This window comes from Pontibacter silvestris, from assembly GCF_020907275.1.
Taxonomy (GTDB): Bacteria; Bacteroidota; Bacteroidia; order Cytophagales; family Hymenobacteraceae; genus Pontibacter; species Pontibacter silvestris.
In genome coordinates this window covers 147,210-165,660 of the sequence record NZ_JAJJWI010000011.1, presented here as the reverse complement: position 1 = coordinate 165,660, position 18,451 = coordinate 147,210, and the positions used below count along the sequence as shown (strand labels likewise).

The following is an 18,451-nucleotide window of genomic DNA, read 5'->3' as shown; positions in this document are numbered from 1 at the left end:
GTGACTTAATAGTGATATTCTCTGGTAAGGAGAGCTTTACCTGGTTCAGCAAAAAGAACAATTAATTTGCTGCGTTAGCTTCAGTTAACAGAACAAGTAAAGCCCTTTGGATAGCTAGGTGCCCATCTTCATTCAGCCACCATTCATCAAGAGAATGCGCACCGCTTCCTGTACCGCCACCGCCAATAGTAACAGCCGGTACACCTTTAGCGATAGGTGTGTTAGAGTTAGTAGAGCCTGTACTTGATTTAGGCTCTACATTAAAGTACTTGATGGCAGCCATAGTTCTTTGTACCAGGGGAGTGGTAACGGGAAGTTCTCCGGATGGACGATCTCCTACAAGTTTAACCTCTACCTCCAGGTCTGCCCCACGGCGCTTTGTCAGATTTTCTTCTTTTAGTGCTTTTTGTACAGCCGCCTGCAGCAGTTGATCAATGCCATTCAGACGCTCAGGGCTAATGGAGCGCATATCCACTTCCATCCACGACTCAAAAGGAATAGCGTTTATAGAGGTGCCGCCACCCACAATGCCGACATTATAACTGGTTCGTGGGCCTTCGCTCGTAAATTTATCTGCTTCGGTAGTAAAGTAATAGATGGCTTTACCAAGGGCACTATGAGGATTTGCCAAACCGAACGAGCCCCAGGAGTGGCCACCAGGGCCTTTGTAAGTAATGCGGTAACGGTGAGAGCCTAAACCAGCATGCGTAATGCGGTCTAATCCTCCTCCATCTATGGCAATGTAAGAATCAATGTCAGGGCCATTCTCGCTGAACAGATGCTTTACGCCGCGTAAATCGCCCAGGCCTTCTTCGCCTACAGTACCTATAAACAGTACATCGGCTTCTGTTTCTATGTTGTTTTGTTCCAGTGCCCGCAATACTGTTAGTACCATGGCAAGGCCTCGAGTATCATCTGCAACGCCGGGAGCAAATAGTGTATCACCGTGCTGTTTCACGGTTACGTCTGTTCCTTCCGGAAACACAGTGTCTAAGTGAGCCTCCAACACAACAGTTTTTTTGCCGGATCGCCCTTTGCGCCTGGCAATAGCGTTGCCTACCTCATCTATCCAGGCAGAATCAGCACCTGCCTCTTTCAGCATCTCGGCATATTTCTTTGCCCGGGCTTCTTCCTTAAATGGTGGAGCCGGTATCTCTGTCAGAGTAATATGGTCCTGCCGGGTCTGCGGCTCTAAGTTTACAATAGTCTGAAAGGCTTTTTTTACTGCGGGCTTTTTGGTGATCGATTTAACCTCGTTCTGATAACGTTTTTCAATTTTAGCTGTTTCTGTGCCGGACGAAGCAGAAGCCGATGGGCTCTGTGCATAAAGTGAGTTGGCTGTGTAGCAGGTTACACCGATAGATAAGAACCCAGATATTAATACTTTAGTGAAATGGGTAGAAGGTTTTGTCATGGTTAGAATTTGTCTAAGGTAAGTTTAGGTTAGTTAGATGCCTGACAGGGTAAACCTGCCAGGGTGAATTATAAACTTAAACATTTTCTTTGACAAAGTCAGCTACCATTCTTCCCAAAGTGGCTGTGTGGCAAGGTGATTGGCTTATAGCCACTTATGTTATATTGCGGCTACTCCTGTTTCCTCTCCGGATTTATTCCTTCGGGTATCAAACTACGGAGATAATTATAAGTCTCATACTGTGCACGAATGTTGGTAGGAGCAGGTGGCTGCACATAACTGTTGTCTATATTTCGGGTTTTAGTATCGTCGGTTAGCTGCAAATCTATAATATGTTGTACTTCTTCTACCAGTTCAGGTTGCAGCAGCGGAAAGCCTACTTCAATGCGCCGGTTCAGGTTACGTGTCATCCAGTCGGCTGAGGCAATATAGTATTCCTCTTTTCCATTATTATGAAAGATGTACACACGAGCGTGTTCCAGGTAACGGTCAACGATGCTGCGAACCGTAATATTTTCGCTAAGCCCTTCTACACCTGGTACTAGGCAGCAGATACCGCGCACCAGCAGCTGAACTTTTACACCTGCCTGGCTCGCCTTGTACAGCTTCTTAATCATGCGGCCGTCCTGCAACGCATTCATTTTTAAGGTCATGCTGGCAGGTAACCCTTTCTTTGCGTTCTTTATTTCCCGGTCAATAAGTTCCACGAAACGCTCCCGCATGTTGAACGGTGCTACCAGCAAATGCTTAAACTCTTTGTTTGTCTGTCTGTCGATAAAGAAGTTAAATACCTGCTCTACATCCTTAGTTAGGCGGGTGTCGGAGGTAAAAAGGGCATGGTCAGCATATGTGGTGGCTGTGTCCTCGTTATAGTTTCCGGTGCTCAGGTAGGCGTAGTTTATAAGCTTGCCGTTTTCATTACGGGTAATCAGTCCAAGCTTTGAATGCACCTTTAGGTCAGGAATATCAAAAATGACAGTAGCACCAGCTTTCTGTAGTTTACCCGCCCAGAAAATATTAGACTCTTCATCAAAACGAGCTTTCAACTCGACAACTACTGTGACCAGTTTACCGCGTTTAGCAGCCTTTACAAGTGCTTTGGCAATGGCTGAATTGTTTGCCACACGATATAGCGTGGCACTCATGGCAGTAACCTTCGGGTCATCGGCAGCTTCTCTAAACAACCGCAACACGTAGTCGAACGATTGGTAAGGGTAGTGCACCAGGGCATCGCGTTTCTTTATAGCTTCCAGCATGTTGGGCTCCTGCTCCAGCCAGGGGTGTACGAGTGTTGGCTGTGGTTTGTACTTAAAGTCCGGCATGTTAAAATCAGGAAAGCCAAAGAAGTCTCGGAAGTTATGGTATTTACTACCTTCTACCAGTTCCTCTTCTGTTACACCTGTATGTGCCATAATAGCACCAAGTAAAGCTTGTGGTGTCTCAGGGTCATAAAGCAGTCGGGCCGGATAGCCATTTTCCCTTTTCTTTAAACTGCGCATTATCTTCGCCATCATGTTACCAGATACCTCTTCTTCAATGTCCAGTTCTGCATCACGTGAAACCTTTACGGCATGTGCCTCAAACTTATTATAAGCCGGAAACAAATGCGGTAGGCAGTACCGGATCACGTCATCAATAAACATGACATAACGCTGCCCATCTACGGTAGGTAGTTTTACAAAACGGCTACCGAGCTTTTTTGTCGGAATTTCAAGCATGGCCACCTTGGCAGGTTTGGTGTTTTCATCTGTAGGTTCCGAAAGGCAGATGGCTAAGTAAACTGTCTGGTCGTGCAGAAAGAGATGGGTCTCAGTATCGTCCAGAATGATAGGCAACAATAGAGGCTGCAGCGTTTCTTCAAAGTACTGTTGCACCCACTTGCCTTGCTCAGCATTCAGGTCATGCTCTGTTAGCAGATGAATGTTTGCCTGGTGTAGATCGGGTAGTATACCTTCCCTGAAAACCTTTCCAAATTCTTCCTGCTGGCGCTTCACCTCCTGTATTACCTGCTCAAAAGTATCAGTAGGGTCGTCAGAAAGCTTTTGGCGCGTTTTCTTCTTTAGTTTAATCAGGCGCTTAAGCGTGGCTACGCGCACTTTAAAGTATTCGTCGAGGTTAGAAGAGAAAATAGCCATAAATTTAACGCGTTCCAGCAGTGGCACGCGCTTGTCTTTGGCTTCCTGCAGTACTCTATAGTTAAAGGCCAGCCAGCTCAGTTCCCGGTTGATAAATGGTTCTTGTGCTTTTTTATGTTCAGTCTCAGTCACTGGTTTCATATCTTATTTAGCTTAACAGGATAAATAGTACCCTGTGCTCAGGTACATATACGTGGCGCAGGGCGTTGCCAGTTAAGCACAAAGCTATTTATAGTTTTTGGGAAAGTCGTAGAATAACAGTTCGGCGTTTTCTCTCTTCACTTCGTACCAGCTCTCGCAGTCAAACAGCAGCCCAACAATGCCGGCTGTTGGCAGGCTGGCAACAGGCTCAGGAGAAAGCATGTTAGCGAACTCAGAAAGAGATTCATTATGACCTACCAAAATAAGCGAATTTGCTTCGGCTGGTGTTTTCTGTACCACCTCCAGTAAGTCATTTTTGTCGGCACCGTAAATACGTTCATCTACTATAATGTCATCCGGGTCATAGTCCATTTCCTTTCCTATCAGTGTGGCTGTTGTTAAGGCTCTTACAGCAGGGCTGGAAACAATTAGATCGGGTTTAACACCGCGGGATGCCAGCTCTAGCCCCATAAGTGGCGCATCGCTCCGGCCCCGCTTGTTCAGAGGCCTGTCTTGGTCACTTAGGCCTTCAAACTTCCAGCTCGATTTGGCATGCCGCAGGATATATAGCGTTTTCATATAATTCAGGTAAAAAAACAGAAGCCACAACAATAAAGCTGCGGCTTTGCTAATTACTGAAACTAATGGCAAATGGTTGTGGCAAATGCTTACTACTGATCTACTTTCATACGGGTGTTGAGGCAGATTAGTCTGCTTAAGCTTTGGCAGGTAAAAAAGAACAAAAGTAACAGATGGTTCAGCTCTTGTAAAGAGTTGCATTAAGTACAGCCCTTACTTTTTTCTATTTGTTAGGGAGCCACAGGTTATGCCACAAAAAAAGGAGCCAGACATGTCTGGCTCCTTTTTTTGTACGTTTCTTATTTTCTGGTTTAGACATTGTTAGGATATCGCTCAAAATGAATTTCAGATACACGCCGCAGCAGTTCTTCCCGTAGCTCCTCAATATTAATTTTATTGGTGGCCGAGATAAACAGTGAAGGAGCATGTTCCTTCGCCATATAAGTGGTTTTCAGATCATCTAAAGATGGACGTACTTCCTCGCCTTCGCTGGCTAACTCCTGTTCCCGCTTTTCTAAGTACTGGTCAATTTTATTGAAGACCAGCAGGACAGGCTTTTCTGCCGACTCAATATCTTTAAGCGTATTGTTTACAATGGCTATATGGTCTTCAAAAGAAGGATGAGAAATATCTACGACATGCACGAGTAAATCTGATTCACGTATTTCATCCAATGTTGATTTGAAGGACTCAATAAGCTTAGTTGGCAACTTACGGATGAACCCAACAGTGTCTGAAAGTAGGAACGGAATATTTTCCAGCACTACTTTACGTACGGTGGCATCTACGGTAGCAAACAATTTATTCTCGGCAAACACTTCTGATTTAGAAAGCAGGTTCATGAGCGTAGACTTACCCACGTTGGTATAACCTACTAAGGCTACACGCACCATGCCGGAGCGAGACTTGCGCTGCTCAAAGCTCTGCTTTTCGAACTTGTTAAGGCGCTCACGCAGTAAAGATATCTTATCGCGCACAATACGACGGTCCGTTTCAATTTCTGTTTCACCCGGGCCTTTCATACCAATACCACCCTTTTGCTTGGACAAGTGCGTCCATAGGTTGGTCAGGCGGGGAAGCAGGTACTGGTACTGAGCCATTTCCACCTGCGTCCGGGCTTGGGCTGACTTAGCCCGAAGTGCGAAGATATCTAATATCAGTAAGCTTCGGTCTACAATTTTAACCTGAAGCTCACGCTCCAGGTTTCGCACTTGAGAAGGGCTAAGGTCATCATCAAAAATGACATTGTCCACATCGTGCTCCACTATAAAAGCTTTTATATCATTTAGTTTACCGCTACCGACATAGGTACGAATATCCGGTTTCTCTAGCTTCTGCACAAAGCGTTTTATAGTTTTTGCTCCGGCCGTTTCCGTTAAAAAGGCAAGCTCATCGAGGTACTCTTGGGTTTGCTCATCAGATTGGCGGTAGTTAGGTACAGACACCAAAATGGCAGTTTCCTGCGGTTTGGCGGTTTCATAAAACTGTTTTTTACCCATTAATTATTTTTTAAGAGTCAATGTATAAGCAGCCAGCGCTTCTATTTCCTGCTCGCGAAGCTTGCTGCCAAAGGCTGGCATTAAGCCACAGCCTTTTTGTATTACGTTCTTGCGGCTGTTAAGGCTTAACTGGCTAATAGAAAGGTCAGCTGCGCCTCCTAAGCCTTTGGTGCCGTTTTCGCCGTGGCAATTAGCGCATGCTTGTACGTAAATAGCTTTAGCATTGGCAAGTGTTTTTTCACTTACAGACGAAAGTATTTCTTCTTCTGTTGCTTGATAATAATTTGGTATAGGTTTGCCTGTTTCGGCCGCATCAGTAGCTTCAGTTGCTGGTGAACCTATTTTATCTGGAGTGGAGGTTGCATTAGCCTCTGAGCCTGGCTTTGTTAGAGCAAGGCTTTGGGTTTCAGTAATGCCATATACATACAGGAATGTCAGCAAAGCAAGCACTGTTAGTATCTTGTCGTTGCGCTTAATACCTACTATGCCAAACGGAACAGCTGCCAGCACCAGCACAAATTTAACTATAAGCCAGGTTGGCAGGCTACCGTTGTACTGAAACACCAGATAACTACCTGTAATCACAATAAGTGTACCGAAAACTATATCCGGTATGTTGGTCTTGCTTCTGATTTTGGTTAATGCGGTCCACTTATTAAGTAGCAACAGTATCGCCTTTGTGATAAACAACATCAGGAATGAAATAACTATCAGCACATGCGCGTGTAAAAATGCTGTAATGGGCATGCTTATATCTTTTTATCAGAGATCAGGTGGTTCGGCTGATTTGCTGCAATTTACTTTATTTTTTCTGATGGTTTGGTAAAATGCTAACTTCGCTGCTCTAAACCCTTAGTAGCTGTATCATGTAAGGGTTACCTGTGACTGAGTCTGTATGCGCATTGCCATCGTAATAAATACTTCGTGGAACATATATAATTTCCGGATGAGCCTTATCAAGGCCTTGCTGACAGAAGGGCATGAAGTAGTGGCAGTTGCACCGCATGATGCTTATGCTGATAAGCTGATTGAAGCTGGGGCGCGTTTTGTGCCTGTCATGATGGAAAAGGGCACGAACCCTTTCAAAGATATACTGCTGACCTGGCGCCTTTACCAGGCTTACAGGCAGGTGAAGCCAGATGTGGTGTTGCATTATACCATTAAGCCGAATATCTATGGGTCGGTGGCTGCACATATGGCTGGCATCCCTGCTATCAATAATGTCTCTGGCCTCGGTACAGTTTTTATAACAAAAGATTATATTTCAAGTATAGCAATCAAGCTATATCGTTTAGCCTTTCAGTATCCGGCAAAAGTATTTTTTCAGAACCAGGATGACAGAAGACTGTTTTTGCGGAATAATTTAGTGAGAGCAGGCATAACCGAAGTGCTTCCCGGCTCTGGTATTAACCTGCAGCAGTTTCAGCCTGCGGGTGGTTTCCGTAAAGTGAAGTGCTTTACTTTCCTGATGGTGGCACGTGTGCTGTATGATAAAGGAGTAGTAGAGTTTGTGGAGGCAAGCCAGTTGGTAAAACAAAAGTACCCGAAGGTAAAGTGTCAGTTGCTGGGAGCTGTAGATGAGCTGAGCCGTAGTGGCATTAAAAGGCAGCAATTGGAGGAGTGGCTGGCTACTGGTGTGGTAGAGTATGCAGGTTACACAGATGATGTGGCGGACTTTATTGCAGAGGCGGATTGTGTAGTGCTGCCATCTTACCGGGAGGGAACACCACGGACACTTTTGGAAGCGGCTGCTATGGCTAAACCTCTTATTGCCACAAATGTGCCTGGTTGCCGGGAGGTGGTGCAGCATGGAGTCAACGGCCTGTTATGTCGTGCGCGCAGCGGTGCTGACCTAGCAGACAAGATGCAGCAGATACTACAGTTGAGCGAAGAGGAGTTAGAGAAGATGGGTAATGCCAGCCGTAAAATTGCCGTCACTAGGTTTGATGATCGTTTTGTGATAGACAGGTACTTGCAAGCCATAAAGGAGGTAGCAAGAAAAAAACATACATAAAATCAAGTTTAACTCTTGATCTTAAATTATAACCAGCTTTCCTATGTAAGGAGCCGCTGGCTTAATCAACAATAAAAGACATATTTAATGGAACAGAAACTTTTCCACATTGAGGGATTGGTAGAATTTATACCACGCATTTTTAAAGATGACAGAGGCTTTTTCCTGGAGACATTCAGCCTGAAATGGTTTGAGTCGCTTGGCATTCAGCCTAACTTTGTGCAGGATAATCAGTCTGTTTCCTCAAAAGGTGTGTTACGAGGGTTGCATTTTCAGAAGCAGCCATATGCGCAGGGAAAGCTAGTAAGAGTATCGTCAGGCAGAGCTTTGGATGTGGCAGTAGATTTAAGAAAAGAATCACCTACGTACGGGCAGCACGCCACCTGTTTGTTAGATGCAGAAAAGCTTAACATGTTTTACATTCCGGAAGGATTTGCCCATGGCTTTGTGGCTTTGGAAGATAACACTACCTTCCTCTATAAATGTACTAACTATTACCATAAGGATTCTGAAGGAGGTATTCTGTGGAGCGACCCTGATCTTGGAATAGACTGGGGAATAGACGAACCTTTGGTGTCTCCGAAGGATGCTATTCTGCCACAGCTAAAAGATTTTGATTCTCCGTTTTAGGGAGAGTCTCTTCAAACGAAAAACGACCACTACCCACCAAAGTATAAGGTTTGCTTTTACACTTTGGTGGGTAGTGGTCGTTTTTCGGTTAAACTAGAACTGTAGCAGAAGTGAAATATTTGAAAGCGGCTTATAGCTTATATTACCTCCGGTAAATTTATAGCCTCGCTCCTCATAACCACTATAGTATGAATGGGTTGTTCTATTTTTTCCACGGTGGAAACTTGCAATAATTGCTGTTTCTGTGGCTACGTAGATCTTTTTGTTTATTTGGAAAGCTACACCAGCTGACGGACGTAGCATTATTCCGTATTGGTAATTTGTGTTTTTTGTTGTGTTAGTATAGTACCATTGCTCTTGATAACTGTTAACGGGTTGTTGGGTTCTAACCTTCGATGCTGCCCTTTCATAAAATGGCCCGGCTTCTGCACCATAATATAACTTCCATCGGTTGCTGAAAGGAACCTGCCACTCATATCCTCCGGTAAGCTGAACACTATAAGTGCTATTTTCATTTTCGAAATAAAGATCTGCGTTTGATGTTGGAGAGGAGGAGCTCGAACTGGTAAAGGTACCCATCAGAGAAGCTCTGAAGGCAGTATTAGCTTTTGTTTGGTGTTTATATAGTAGCCCTATAGGAAGCTCGCTATTATTCTTTAAAAATTTTGTCTAAAGTTGGGCTGGCAATAATGCCAAAGTGGTGCTTATAGGAGGCGGTGTCTGTAGTTTGTGCCTTAGCAAGTTGGCAAAGGCACAACAGTAGAACAAATAAAGTAACTTTTGTTTTCATAAAAATTTTTAAGTTGAAATAAAATATATAGTGATGTCCTTATGCAAGAGCCTTGCCTGAAACAAGGTCTCATCTAATAATTACTGAAGGGGTATTTCTTTCAATTAAGTGCAGGATTTTGGTACTTCGCCAGGCTAATATATAGAAACATTAACCTAGCGAAGTTTAGCCCCATACCCGAATAAATCTACAGCACCTCTACCAGTGTCTCCAGCCCCATACCTCTTGAACCTTTTACCAATATATAACTCTCTAATACTGGGTGTTCCTGCAACCATTTTTGCAACTCAGGCTTAGTCTCAAAGTACCTGAAAGAATCATTGGCCTCAGCGGCAAAACTCATCTCCTTACCGCAAAGCAACACCTCATCAAAACTTTGTTCAGTTATTGTCTGGCCCAGTAGGCGGTGCTCAGTTTCACTTTCTGCTCCCATTTCAAACATATCACCCAATATAATTACTTTAGGGCTTGCTTTCATGCTGCCAAAATTGCGGATAGCGGCAGCCATAGAAGTAGGATTGGCATTATAAGCATCCAGAATAATGGTGTTACTGCCTTTCTGCAGCACCTGTGAACGGTTGTTAACCGGACTATAGCTGGCAATGGCTTTATTAGCTAGTTCCAACGGTACATTAAAGAACTTGCCTATACAGGCCGCTGCAGCCATATTTTCGTAGTTATAGCTGCCTACCAGTTGCGTATGCACTACATGCTCTTCTTCATCCTGATACACGACATAAGGCGAGGCTTCCAGCAAGGTGCTGTGGTAAAAATCAGATGGGGCATGGTAGGTAACTTTGTTTTCAATGAGGCGGCTCATGCGTACCAGGTGTTCATTGTTTGTGTTTATGAAAACAGTGCCGCCAGTGTTATGCAGGTGTACGTAAAGTTCGCTTTTTCCACGTGCAACACCTTCTAAACTTCCAAAACCCTCTAAATGCGCTTTGCCAATGTTAGTGATCATGCCATGAGTAGGCAGTGCAATGCTGCAGAGCAAAGCAATCTCGCCTATATGGTTGGCTCCCATTTCAATAATCGCCATTTCGTGCTGCTGTGTAATACGAAGCAGCGTAAGCGGCACACCAATATGGTTGTTTAGGTTGCCTTGCGTGTATAGTGTGTTGTGTTTCTGGCTTAGCACCGAATAAATAAGCTCCTTGGTAGTGGTTTTGCCGTTGCTGCCCGTAATGCCTATCACTGGGATGCTCAATTGCCGCCGGTGATGTCTTGCCAGCTCCTGTAAAGCCTGTAGGGTATCCTCTACTACAAAGCAGTTATCTGATGCCATAGCAGGATCGTCTACTACAGCGTACTTTGCTCCTTTTTCAAGTGCCTGTACAGCAAACTTAGCTCCCTTAAAGTTCGGCCCATTCAGGGCAAAGAACATGCTCTGGTCTTGCGTGGCACGGGAGTCTGTGCTTACATGAAGGCACTCCAGGTACTTTTGATACAGAAATTCAATATTGTTCTGCATGAAATGCTTAATTTTATCTTGTCCGGATGCTGTTTTATAAGTAGATGCCGTTATAAGCTAACATTATCTCTCAGGCGGCAATATACACTCTATTCCGGAAAAGCGACAAAGCACGCAGGTACTGCTGATAAATAAAATATGAGCTTACCCGATAGCATTATGAAGAAACTACTTACCCTGATTACTATACTTTTAGCCGTGCGTGTATGTGTGGCGCAGGAACGACTGCAGTTCCGTCTCCGCACCGATGTGCCTGTTATGGCGTCGGACGGCGAACTGGCATCTCCCTGGAGTGGCGGGTTGAATACACCGCAGTTCTCTACCATCGACCTAAATAAAGATGGACAGCAGGACTTGTTTGCGTTTGATAGAATGTTGCGCAAAGTATATACATGGCTGGCAGTGCAGGAGAGTGGAACCTGGAGCTATAAGTATGTTCCGGAGTATGAAGTGTTTTTTCCGGCAGACCTGGATGCATGGGTACTGCTGCGCGATTACAACTGCGACGGACTGAAAGACATTTTTACAAGTAGCCCGCTAGGGATAAGAGTGTTTAAACAGGAGGCAGCAGCACAGGGGCAGTTAAAGTTCACCGAGAGCAAGAGCTTCTTAACCTATAACACGAATGAAGTAAACCTACAGATGAACGCCGCTGATGTTCCCTCTATAGTAGACATGGACGGGGACGGGGATCTGGATGTGCTGATTGCTGAGTTTTCGGCAGGCTATAACCTGGAGTATTACCGCAATGTGCAGGCAGAGGATGGACTGGAATGCGGCTCCCTTACTTTTGTAAAAGCAAGCAACTGGTGGGGCGGCATAACAGAGTGTGAAGGCTGTAATAACTTCAGGTTTGGTACTACCTGCTCTGATATGGGTAACGGACGTGTAGCCGCACCTTTGCATAGCGGGCATGACGGTTCTTCCATACTGCTGCTGGACCTGAATGCAGACGGAGACAAAGATTTGATCATGGGAGGCGTGCAATGTGAGAACCTGGTGCTAATGGAGAACCATGGAGACAGAAACACAGCGTTGATGACAGGCTTTGAGCAGGGTTTCCCGGCTGAGAAGCCTGCAACTTTCAATTATTTTCCTTCTGCGTATTACGAGGATGTGACATTTGATGGGGTGCCGGATATGCTGGTTGCCCCTAGTGTTACACAGGATTTGCTCAATATCAACTTAGAACAGTCCGTTTGGTTATATGAAAACAAGGGAATGGAAAATCAGCCTGATTTTCAGTTTGTGCAGGACGATTTTCTGCAAAGCCAGATGATTGATGTTGGAGAAAGCGCTTATCCGGCCTTTGCTGACCTTAATGGCGATGGGCTGTTAGACATGCTTGTAGGTAACGAAGTTACTTTTCGAGATGGACTTTACAGCGCTTCCATCAGTTATTACCAAAACACTGGCACTGCTACAGCACCAGCCTTTACACTGGTTACAGACGATTACTTAAACCTGTCTCAGAGGCAGTTGCGCAGCCTGAAACCTGCCTTTGCCGATATAAATGCTGATGGTGCGCTTGACCTGGTGCTAACCTACAGAGGGCAGAGTGCCGGCACAAACCAAATTTACTATATTCCTAATCAGGTTGCCGCAAACCAGCCGGCAGCGTTCGATTTTTCGGCAGCTCAAACTTTATTGAAAGTAACGGATGGGGATACGCCAGCCTTTTTTGATGCCGATCAGGATGGAGATTTGGATATGGTGTTGGGTAAAGCAAACGGAACCCTCCAGTTCTACCGGAATGCAGGTAGTGCAACACAACCAAAATATGAGCTTGTAAAAAATAACGTTGGAGGAATCAACTCAAGCTATGACCTTCAAAACATTTATCCGGTGGTAGTAGATGTTGACGGTGACAATCAACCAGACTTGCTTACAGTAGATGACAGCGGTAAACTGCGCATTTATCGTGATTTCTCTAAAAACCTTGATGATAACTTTACTGCAGAGGGAGAAGATGTACTGGAGAATACGCTAACAAACCAGTTGCAGACTACCCGCTTTGGTCGGGGCCTAAGTATAGCCGTTGCTCCTTTAGGCGGGCAAAATAAACTTTATGCTGTGGTAGGAGCCAGGGGAGGAGGCTTATATTTACTGGAGCAGGTAGCAGGCTATGTAGAAAATTCGGGCGAAGAAAACCAAAAGCCTGGACTTGTAGTATTTCCTAATCCGGCCGATAAAAACATACGGGAAAGTATATGTGTAGAGGCCGATGCACTTGTAAGATTAGACGTGTATGGTGTAACAGGAAGGAAAATATACAGTACAGGCGAACAGTATGTTAGCAACTATAATATTCCGCTGCATCATTTTGCTGCCGGACTTTACATGCTTCGTGCTACCTCTCAGGCAGGTGAGCATACTACAGTTAAATTTATTGTCAGGTAATGCGGGCTTTTTTATATGTGGATTTATCATCAACAGCTGGCGTAACTTTTCAGCAGCCGTTACTGGAGCAAGTAACGGAACAGTACCCGGAGCTGTCCATACTGGATCTGGATACACAGTCTGACGAGTTGATGCAGCATTACGCCAAAAAGCTTTTGCAGGAAGCAGAGCAAAGCATCATTTGCATAAAAGGAGACAGGCTGAACATTGGCTTCGGAAAGCTTACGCCTATCTTGGAGGAGTTACTACGGCCTGAAAAAGGCCGATTAGTACTGCTGCTTGGCTGGCATTCGCGCCTGCAGCGTATGTTACAGGCGCGCCCTTTGCTACAGTTTAAACAAGTGGAGGATGAGGACAGGGTATTGGAAGAGACAGAACAGTTCCTTAGAAAAGACTAAAAGCATCGGCATCCAGGTGTGCCGGAAAAGCTGCTCTGAAATCCTCTAGTTCTTTCTTATCTAACGTGATGGTGTTGATGCCTTCTGCTTCCGTAGCCTCTAACAGATGATAACCTTTAGGGTGAATAACGGCAGAATCGCCTGAATAAGGATACCCGTTGCCATCTGTTCCTACACGGTTTACACCAGCTACATAAGCCAGGTTTTCAATGGCGCGGCCTTGTAATAAAGTTCTCCAGGCTTGGTTGCGGGGCTTAGGCCAGTTGGCTACATAAATTAACAAATCATAATCATTGCCTGTGTTCCTGCTCCATACCGGAAAGCGCAGATCGTAGCATACCAGCGGACAGACTTTCCAGCCGTTTAACTCTACTACCAATCGCTTATTGCCAGCTGTGTACGTATGGTGTTCTTTTGCCATTCTGAAAAGATGCCGCTTATCATACTTAACAAAGCTGCCATCTGGCCGCACCCACAGCAAACGATTAAAATACTTATTGTTTTCCCGGACAATAATGCTGCCTGTAATTACTGCCTTATGTTTAGCTGCCTCCTGTTGCATCCACTGTAAGGTACTGCCTTCTGGTTCCTCTGCCAATTCAACAGCATTCATGCTAAAGCCAGTGGTGAACATCTCAGGCAGTATGATCAGGTCGGTTCTTGGCGCAGTGGCAGTTAATTTCTCTGAAAACATCTCACGGTTTGCTTTTGCATCGTGCCAGTGCAGTGCTGTCTGAACTATGGTAAGTGTAAGGTTTTGCATGTTGATAATTGCGCTTAAACTGAGCGGACAAAAAGTTCTCTCTATAATTTTACCAGTCGTTTAGCTGCTGCTTCCAAAGTATTGTTGCTTTTGGCAAAACACAGGCGCAGGTACTTATTATCTGCCTTGTCATGGTAAAAAACGGAGACAGGTATGGCTGCAACGCCTATTTCCGCTGTCAACCGTTTGGCAAATTCTACGTCGTTTTCCTGGGAGATTGCCTCATACTTTACTAACTGAAAATAAGTACCTGAAGAAGGAGTAAACTCAAAACGAGAAGGCTGCAACAGCTGGCAGAAATAATCCCGCTTCTGCTGGTAAAAGTCTGGTAGTGTACGGTAGTGGTGTTCCTCTTCCATAAACTCAGCAACTGCCAGTTGCAGCGGTGTAACAGAGCAGAAGGTGAGGAACTGGTGCATCTTACGGAGTTCATTTGTAAGTGCAGCAGGTGCTATGGCATAGCCTAGTTTCCAGCCGGTAGTGTGATAGGTCTTGCCGAAAGAAGAAATAACAAAGCTGCGCTCACGCAAGGCGTGTAACTGTAAAGCACTTACGTGTTTCTTTCCGTCAAACACCATGTGTTCATATACTTCATCACTAATCACCACTATGTCGGTGCCATCTGTTAAGCTAGCCAATGCTTCCAGATCCTGCATAGTCATAACGGCACCAGTAGGGTTATGAGGTGTGTTTATGATGATAGCCTTGGTGCGGGAAGAAACTCTGCGGCGTACTGCATCCCAGTCAACATGAAAATCTGGTAAAGCAAGAGGTACATAAATAGGCACCCCGCCGCTTAACCTGATAGCAGGGGCATAGCTATCATAGCAAGGCTCCAGTACAACCACTTCATCACCGGGCTTTACAATGGCCGTAACGGCGGCAAAGAGCGCCTCGGTTGCACCTGTTGTTACAGTTACCTCTGTGTTAGGGTCGGGCCTGTAACCATATATCTTCTCTGTTTTAATGCTGATCTTATCCCGTAGCTGAGGCACACCGGCTGTTGGTGCATATTGGTTATGGCCGGCAAGCATATACTTATTAACTAACTGTATAAGCGGCTCCGGGCAGTTAAAGTCAGGAAAGCCCTGAGACAGGTTAATAGCCTGTAGCTCGTTTGCTAAAGCTGACATGGTCGTGAAAATGCTGGTGCCTATATCGGGCAGCTTACTGGACGGGTAACTTATCATCAGGTGAAAAAAGAGAATATATGAAGGTAATACCTAGCAACGAAAAAGTAGTGTTTGGGTTTATAAAAATAAGCTGCTTACCATACCTTGTAGTACTGGCACGGCGTCTGTTTCAAACCACGGGTGGTACTTCAACCAGAACTGATTGCGTGGCGAAGGGTGGGGCAGAGGCATGCAATGAGGCAGGTATTCCTGCCATGCCGTAACTGTCTGTGTTAAATTTGCTTTAGCACTACTGCCTAAAAAAGCATCCTGGGCATACTTTCCGACAAGTAAGGTAAGCTGAATATTAGGAAGCAGCGTGAGTAACTGCTGGTGCCAGTGCTGCTTACATTCAGGGCGGGGCGGCAAGTCACCGCTTTTGCCTTTGCCTGGATAGCAGAACCCCATCGGAACAATAGCTACTTTATGCTCGTCATAAAAGACATCAGGTGCTATGCCCATCCACTGGCGAAGCCGCTTTCCGCTTTGGTCGTCCCAGGGTTTGCCACTGGCATGTACTTTAGTGCCGGGTGCCTGTCCTACTATCAGAAGTCTGGCTGATGTGGTGGCACGAAGCACAGGGTTTGGCCCTAGTGGGAGGTGTTCTTCGCAGATGCGGCAGGCTCTTATTTGTTGTAATAATGTTTCTAGTGTTTCCATACTTTGCAGCATAGCTAGCCGCAAAGGTACAAAGTATAAACCAGCTACTGTTAATTACAGTATAGTTCTTGAGAAATTGTATCGTGTAAATGAAAGTTTCTAGTAACCACTTCAAATTCTTACCTCATGTATGGCGTTGCCAAAAGTACAGCTTTTTGGATTTTATTATATTGTACAATGTCTTTACAGGAAGCGCAGGCGCAGGAACAAATACTCTATAAAAATGCTTTTACTGTCAAGTTTTTTGGTCTTTCGCTGCACCTGAAAGAGAGCCCTTACCCGGAAATTTTTCCGCACCGGTTGGATAACAAAGGTTATTTGGTGCTGAATTTAGGTGGTATAGTAGGGTACGAACGCTTTGTAGTGCGCGATGTGATTAGTATTCGTGTAGAACAGGGACTTTATACTGATTGTGCCTCGGTGCTGGCAGGCTTTTCCCATATTGGTTGGCGGGGGCTTATCTTCCGGAAAGGGCGCCATTCGCTGAATGGTGGTATAGGCCCTACATTAGTATACCGGCGTGATTGGAATGAGATTGAAGGTTATGAAGATGATGGCTACTTTAACCGAAGTGGCAGGTGGCAGTACAAGTTCTACTGGTATGGTGGTGAGCTGGAGTATAATTATAAACTGAAAGAGCGGCTGGAGTTTTCTGCTACGCTAGTGCCTGGCATACCGGAGCTGGTCTCTTTTGGAGTAGGTATAAGAAAAAGCTTTTAAAAACAAAAGCCGGAAGTTACCCGGCTCTTGTTTTATAATTCTTTTAACGATTACGCTCATCATCTCTGAAATCCTCTGGTGGTGGATTCTGTCTGAGAATTCTGTGACGATAATGCGGTGGCGGCGAGAAATGCTGACGCTGCCAGCGATCGTTTGCATGTTGATTGTCTCTGTCGAAATATACATCCCGCTGACGCCAACGAGGTTCGTAGTGCTCGTTAATGTCTTCGGGGCTGTTACTAGAATACTGCTGTTCCTGCTGATTTATCTTCCGCTCAAAAGGGCGCCAATCATCTTTATACTGTTCAGACTTGCTTCTAAAACGACGGTCATCCTGAGGATGCCAGTCTCTGGGACGTGGCTCAAACGGTGTTTCCGGGTGCCCCCAGCGGCTGCTAAAGTCATGGAAGTTATCTTCTCTGTTTCTGTCGAAGCCATGTTGCTCCCTTCTGCGCAGATATTGCTCACGATCGCGAGGGTTTATAGGTTCATTATCTTCGTAGCGCATGGTGTATGTCTTTATTGATGGTACAAATATACTTCTCGTAAGTTTACACTTTTGTGTACGGTTCATTAACTTGTAAGTTAGAACCTGTTATTCTGTTAAATTAATAAAAAAAGAAAAGCCAGCCTAATAAAATTTAAAGGCTGGCTTTTCTTTCATTAACTAAAACTAATCTACTACCAAATCTACCTAATCTGGTTTTCTATACGTGATTAACGTCTCATACGTTGGCTTCTGTCTATTCCATCGTAATAGTTGTCGTGGCCAGAGTCTGTTTCGTCTGCCCAACGCGGCCCGCCTTCATAACCACGGTTAAAGTTTCGGTCACGGTAAGGTTCTGAGCTATTACGCTCACGATCCAAGCGGTTAGATGGTTGGTTGCGGCTATGATCTGTGTATCCCGGATCATCTGAATGCATAATGTCATTCCAGCCATCTTTTACACGATCAAAAAAGCCTCTGTCGTCATGGTTATTTCTGTCTCTGTCATCATCTGGTGAATAGCGGTTTTCACGGTACCAGTTGTGAGAGCCACTGCCATAACGGTAATCAGTTTCTTTGTACCGGCTTCTTCCTCCCGGAGTGTCTCTCCATGAGGATTCTCTGTCTCTAGGTGGTTCGTTAAAGTTGCCTGGCTGAGAGCCTCCAGCGTTTCCATTAAAGTTATGCCCTTGGTTTCTGTTATTACTATAACCGTCTCCGTGATTTATGAAAGAACGCTCGTTGCGGTAGTTACTGTCAGAGCGGCTGCCATAATGGTCATTGAGGTGTGCATTTTGCCCTTGGTTATAAGAACTGTGGCTGGCACCTCCTCTGGGGTAATCCTCGTTATTATTTCTACGATACCCGTAGTCGTTGTGGTCATAGTCCTGAGCACCTTGCCTGTTAGGGCCGGTGTGGAAGAATGTGTTCTCTCCCCAGTCCCTTGTTTCATCGCCACGATAGCCACCACGTTGCTGCTTGTTATCCTGGTCAAACTGTTTGTCTTTTTTATATAAGTCACGGCCTATTTTATGGTTTTCACCTTCGCTGCCGTTAAGATTCATTGGTTTATTTGCCATAGCTGTAATTCCTTTAATAGATTCAAAATCAGACCGCCTGATGCGGTACACTTTAATTTACGGGAACAGGAGGCGTATTGTTAGAATTCAAATTAG

The 18,451-nt window shown here is 45.1% G+C and carries 18 protein-coding genes; 5 read left to right on the top strand and 13 right to left on the bottom strand.

Translation table 11 applies throughout. The features are described from left to right. Positions 1 to 61 precede the first annotated feature (61 nt). The 5 genes from LN995_RS12115 to LN995_RS12095 form a co-directional block, all read right to left on the bottom strand. On the bottom strand, positions 62 to 1,414 hold the full coding sequence (locus LN995_RS12115; RefSeq protein ID WP_229961334.1) for a M20/M25/M40 family metallo-hydrolase: 1,353 nt from the start codon (positions 1,412 to 1,414) through the stop codon (positions 62 to 64). A 170-nt stretch (positions 1,415 to 1,584) separates the two neighbouring features. Then, complete coding sequence (gene ppk1, locus LN995_RS12110; RefSeq protein WP_229961333.1) at positions 1,585 to 3,690, bottom strand: polyphosphate kinase 1; 2,106 nt, start codon at positions 3,688 to 3,690, stop codon at positions 1,585 to 1,587. A gap of 84 nt (positions 3,691 to 3,774) precedes the next feature. Beyond that, entirely contained in the window at positions 3,775 to 4,269 is a 495-nt protein-coding gene (locus tag LN995_RS12105) for a SixA phosphatase family protein (protein WP_229961332.1), read from the bottom strand. A 311-nt stretch (positions 4,270 to 4,580) separates the two neighbouring features. Further along, the gene (hflX, locus tag LN995_RS12100) at positions 4,581 to 5,768 is read right to left on the bottom strand and encodes a GTPase HflX (protein ID WP_229961331.1); all 1,188 of its coding nucleotides are present in this window, start codon (positions 5,766 to 5,768) and stop codon (positions 4,581 to 4,583) included. Positions 5,769 to 5,771: 3 nt separating this feature from the next. Then, complete coding sequence (locus LN995_RS12095) at positions 5,772 to 6,515, bottom strand: c-type cytochrome (RefSeq protein WP_229961330.1); 744 nt, start codon at positions 6,513 to 6,515, stop codon at positions 5,772 to 5,774. 148 nt (positions 6,516 to 6,663) lie between these two features. Between LN995_RS12095 and LN995_RS12090 the strand changes: the two genes are divergently transcribed. Next, the gene (locus LN995_RS12090; RefSeq protein ID WP_229961329.1) at positions 6,664 to 7,782 is read left to right on the top strand and encodes a glycosyltransferase family 4 protein; all 1,119 of its coding nucleotides are present in this window, start codon (positions 6,664 to 6,666) and stop codon (positions 7,780 to 7,782) included. 87 nt (positions 7,783 to 7,869) lie between these two features. Then, the gene (gene rfbC / locus LN995_RS12085) at positions 7,870 to 8,412 is read left to right on the top strand and encodes a dTDP-4-dehydrorhamnose 3,5-epimerase (RefSeq protein ID WP_229961328.1); all 543 of its coding nucleotides are present in this window, start codon (positions 7,870 to 7,872) and stop codon (positions 8,410 to 8,412) included. A 93-nt stretch (positions 8,413 to 8,505) separates the two neighbouring features. On the opposite strand, the gene LN995_RS12080 is transcribed toward rfbC, so the two are convergent. The 3 genes from LN995_RS12080 to LN995_RS12070 all read right to left on the bottom strand — a co-directional run bounded on the left by LN995_RS12080 (position 8,506) and on the right by LN995_RS12070 (position 10,676). Continuing rightward, on the bottom strand, positions 8,506 to 8,991 hold the full coding sequence (locus LN995_RS12080) for a hypothetical protein (RefSeq protein ID WP_229961327.1): 486 nt from the start codon (positions 8,989 to 8,991) through the stop codon (positions 8,506 to 8,508). A gap of 70 nt (positions 8,992 to 9,061) precedes the next feature. Continuing rightward, complete coding sequence (locus tag LN995_RS12075) at positions 9,062 to 9,202, bottom strand: hypothetical protein (RefSeq protein ID WP_229961326.1); 141 nt, start codon at positions 9,200 to 9,202, stop codon at positions 9,062 to 9,064. A gap of 187 nt (positions 9,203 to 9,389) precedes the next feature. After that, positions 9,390 to 10,676 carry a UDP-N-acetylmuramoyl-tripeptide--D-alanyl-D-alanine ligase gene (locus LN995_RS12070; RefSeq protein WP_229961325.1) on the bottom strand — a complete coding sequence of 429 codons (1,287 nt, stop codon included), beginning with the start codon at positions 10,674 to 10,676 and terminating at the stop codon, positions 9,390 to 9,392. 138 nt (positions 10,677 to 10,814) lie between these two features. Between LN995_RS12070 and LN995_RS12065 the strand changes: the two genes are divergently transcribed. Both LN995_RS12065 and LN995_RS12060 read left to right on the top strand, forming a co-directional pair. Further along, positions 10,815 to 13,076 carry an FG-GAP-like repeat-containing protein gene (locus tag LN995_RS12065; RefSeq protein WP_229961324.1) on the top strand — a complete coding sequence of 754 codons (2,262 nt, stop codon included), beginning with the start codon at positions 10,815 to 10,817 and terminating at the stop codon, positions 13,074 to 13,076. After that, positions 13,076 to 13,474, top strand: a complete 399-nt coding sequence (locus LN995_RS12060; RefSeq protein ID WP_229961323.1) for a hypothetical protein — start codon at positions 13,076 to 13,078, stop codon at positions 13,472 to 13,474. The genes LN995_RS12065 and LN995_RS12060 overlap by 1 nt, the downstream gene beginning before the upstream one ends. Here the strand turns inward: LN995_RS12060 and LN995_RS12055 are convergent. The 3 genes from LN995_RS12055 to LN995_RS12045 are packed head-to-tail and all read right to left on the bottom strand — an operon-like array spanning position 13,461 to position 16,069. After that, the gene (locus LN995_RS12055) at positions 13,461 to 14,237 is read right to left on the bottom strand and encodes an amidohydrolase (protein ID WP_229961322.1); all 777 of its coding nucleotides are present in this window, start codon (positions 14,235 to 14,237) and stop codon (positions 13,461 to 13,463) included. The genes LN995_RS12060 and LN995_RS12055 overlap by 14 nt on opposite strands. Positions 14,238 to 14,278: 41 nt before the next feature. Next, positions 14,279 to 15,427 (bottom strand): methionine aminotransferase, encoded by a 1,149-nt coding sequence (locus tag LN995_RS12050; protein WP_229961321.1) that lies wholly within the window; start codon positions 15,425 to 15,427, stop codon positions 14,279 to 14,281. 60 nt (positions 15,428 to 15,487) lie between these two features. Continuing rightward, positions 15,488 to 16,069: a uracil-DNA glycosylase family protein gene (locus LN995_RS12045; RefSeq protein ID WP_229961320.1), complete on the bottom strand. Its 582-nt coding sequence runs from the start codon at positions 16,067 to 16,069 to the stop codon at positions 15,488 to 15,490. Between the two features lie 177 nt (positions 16,070 to 16,246). Here LN995_RS12045 and LN995_RS12040 point away from each other — a divergent pair, with 177 nt between their 5' ends. Further along, complete coding sequence (locus LN995_RS12040) at positions 16,247 to 16,789, top strand: hypothetical protein (RefSeq protein ID WP_229961319.1); 543 nt, start codon at positions 16,247 to 16,249, stop codon at positions 16,787 to 16,789. 43 nt (positions 16,790 to 16,832) lie between these two features. On the opposite strand, the gene LN995_RS12035 is transcribed toward LN995_RS12040, so the two are convergent. Further along, positions 16,833 to 17,297 carry a hypothetical protein gene (locus tag LN995_RS12035; RefSeq protein ID WP_229961318.1) on the bottom strand — a complete coding sequence of 155 codons (465 nt, stop codon included), beginning with the start codon at positions 17,295 to 17,297 and terminating at the stop codon, positions 16,833 to 16,835. 209 nt (positions 17,298 to 17,506) lie between these two features. After that, positions 17,507 to 18,355: a hypothetical protein gene (locus LN995_RS12030; protein WP_229961317.1), complete on the bottom strand. Its 849-nt coding sequence runs from the start codon at positions 18,353 to 18,355 to the stop codon at positions 17,507 to 17,509. Positions 18,356 to 18,451: the final 96 nt, after the last annotated feature.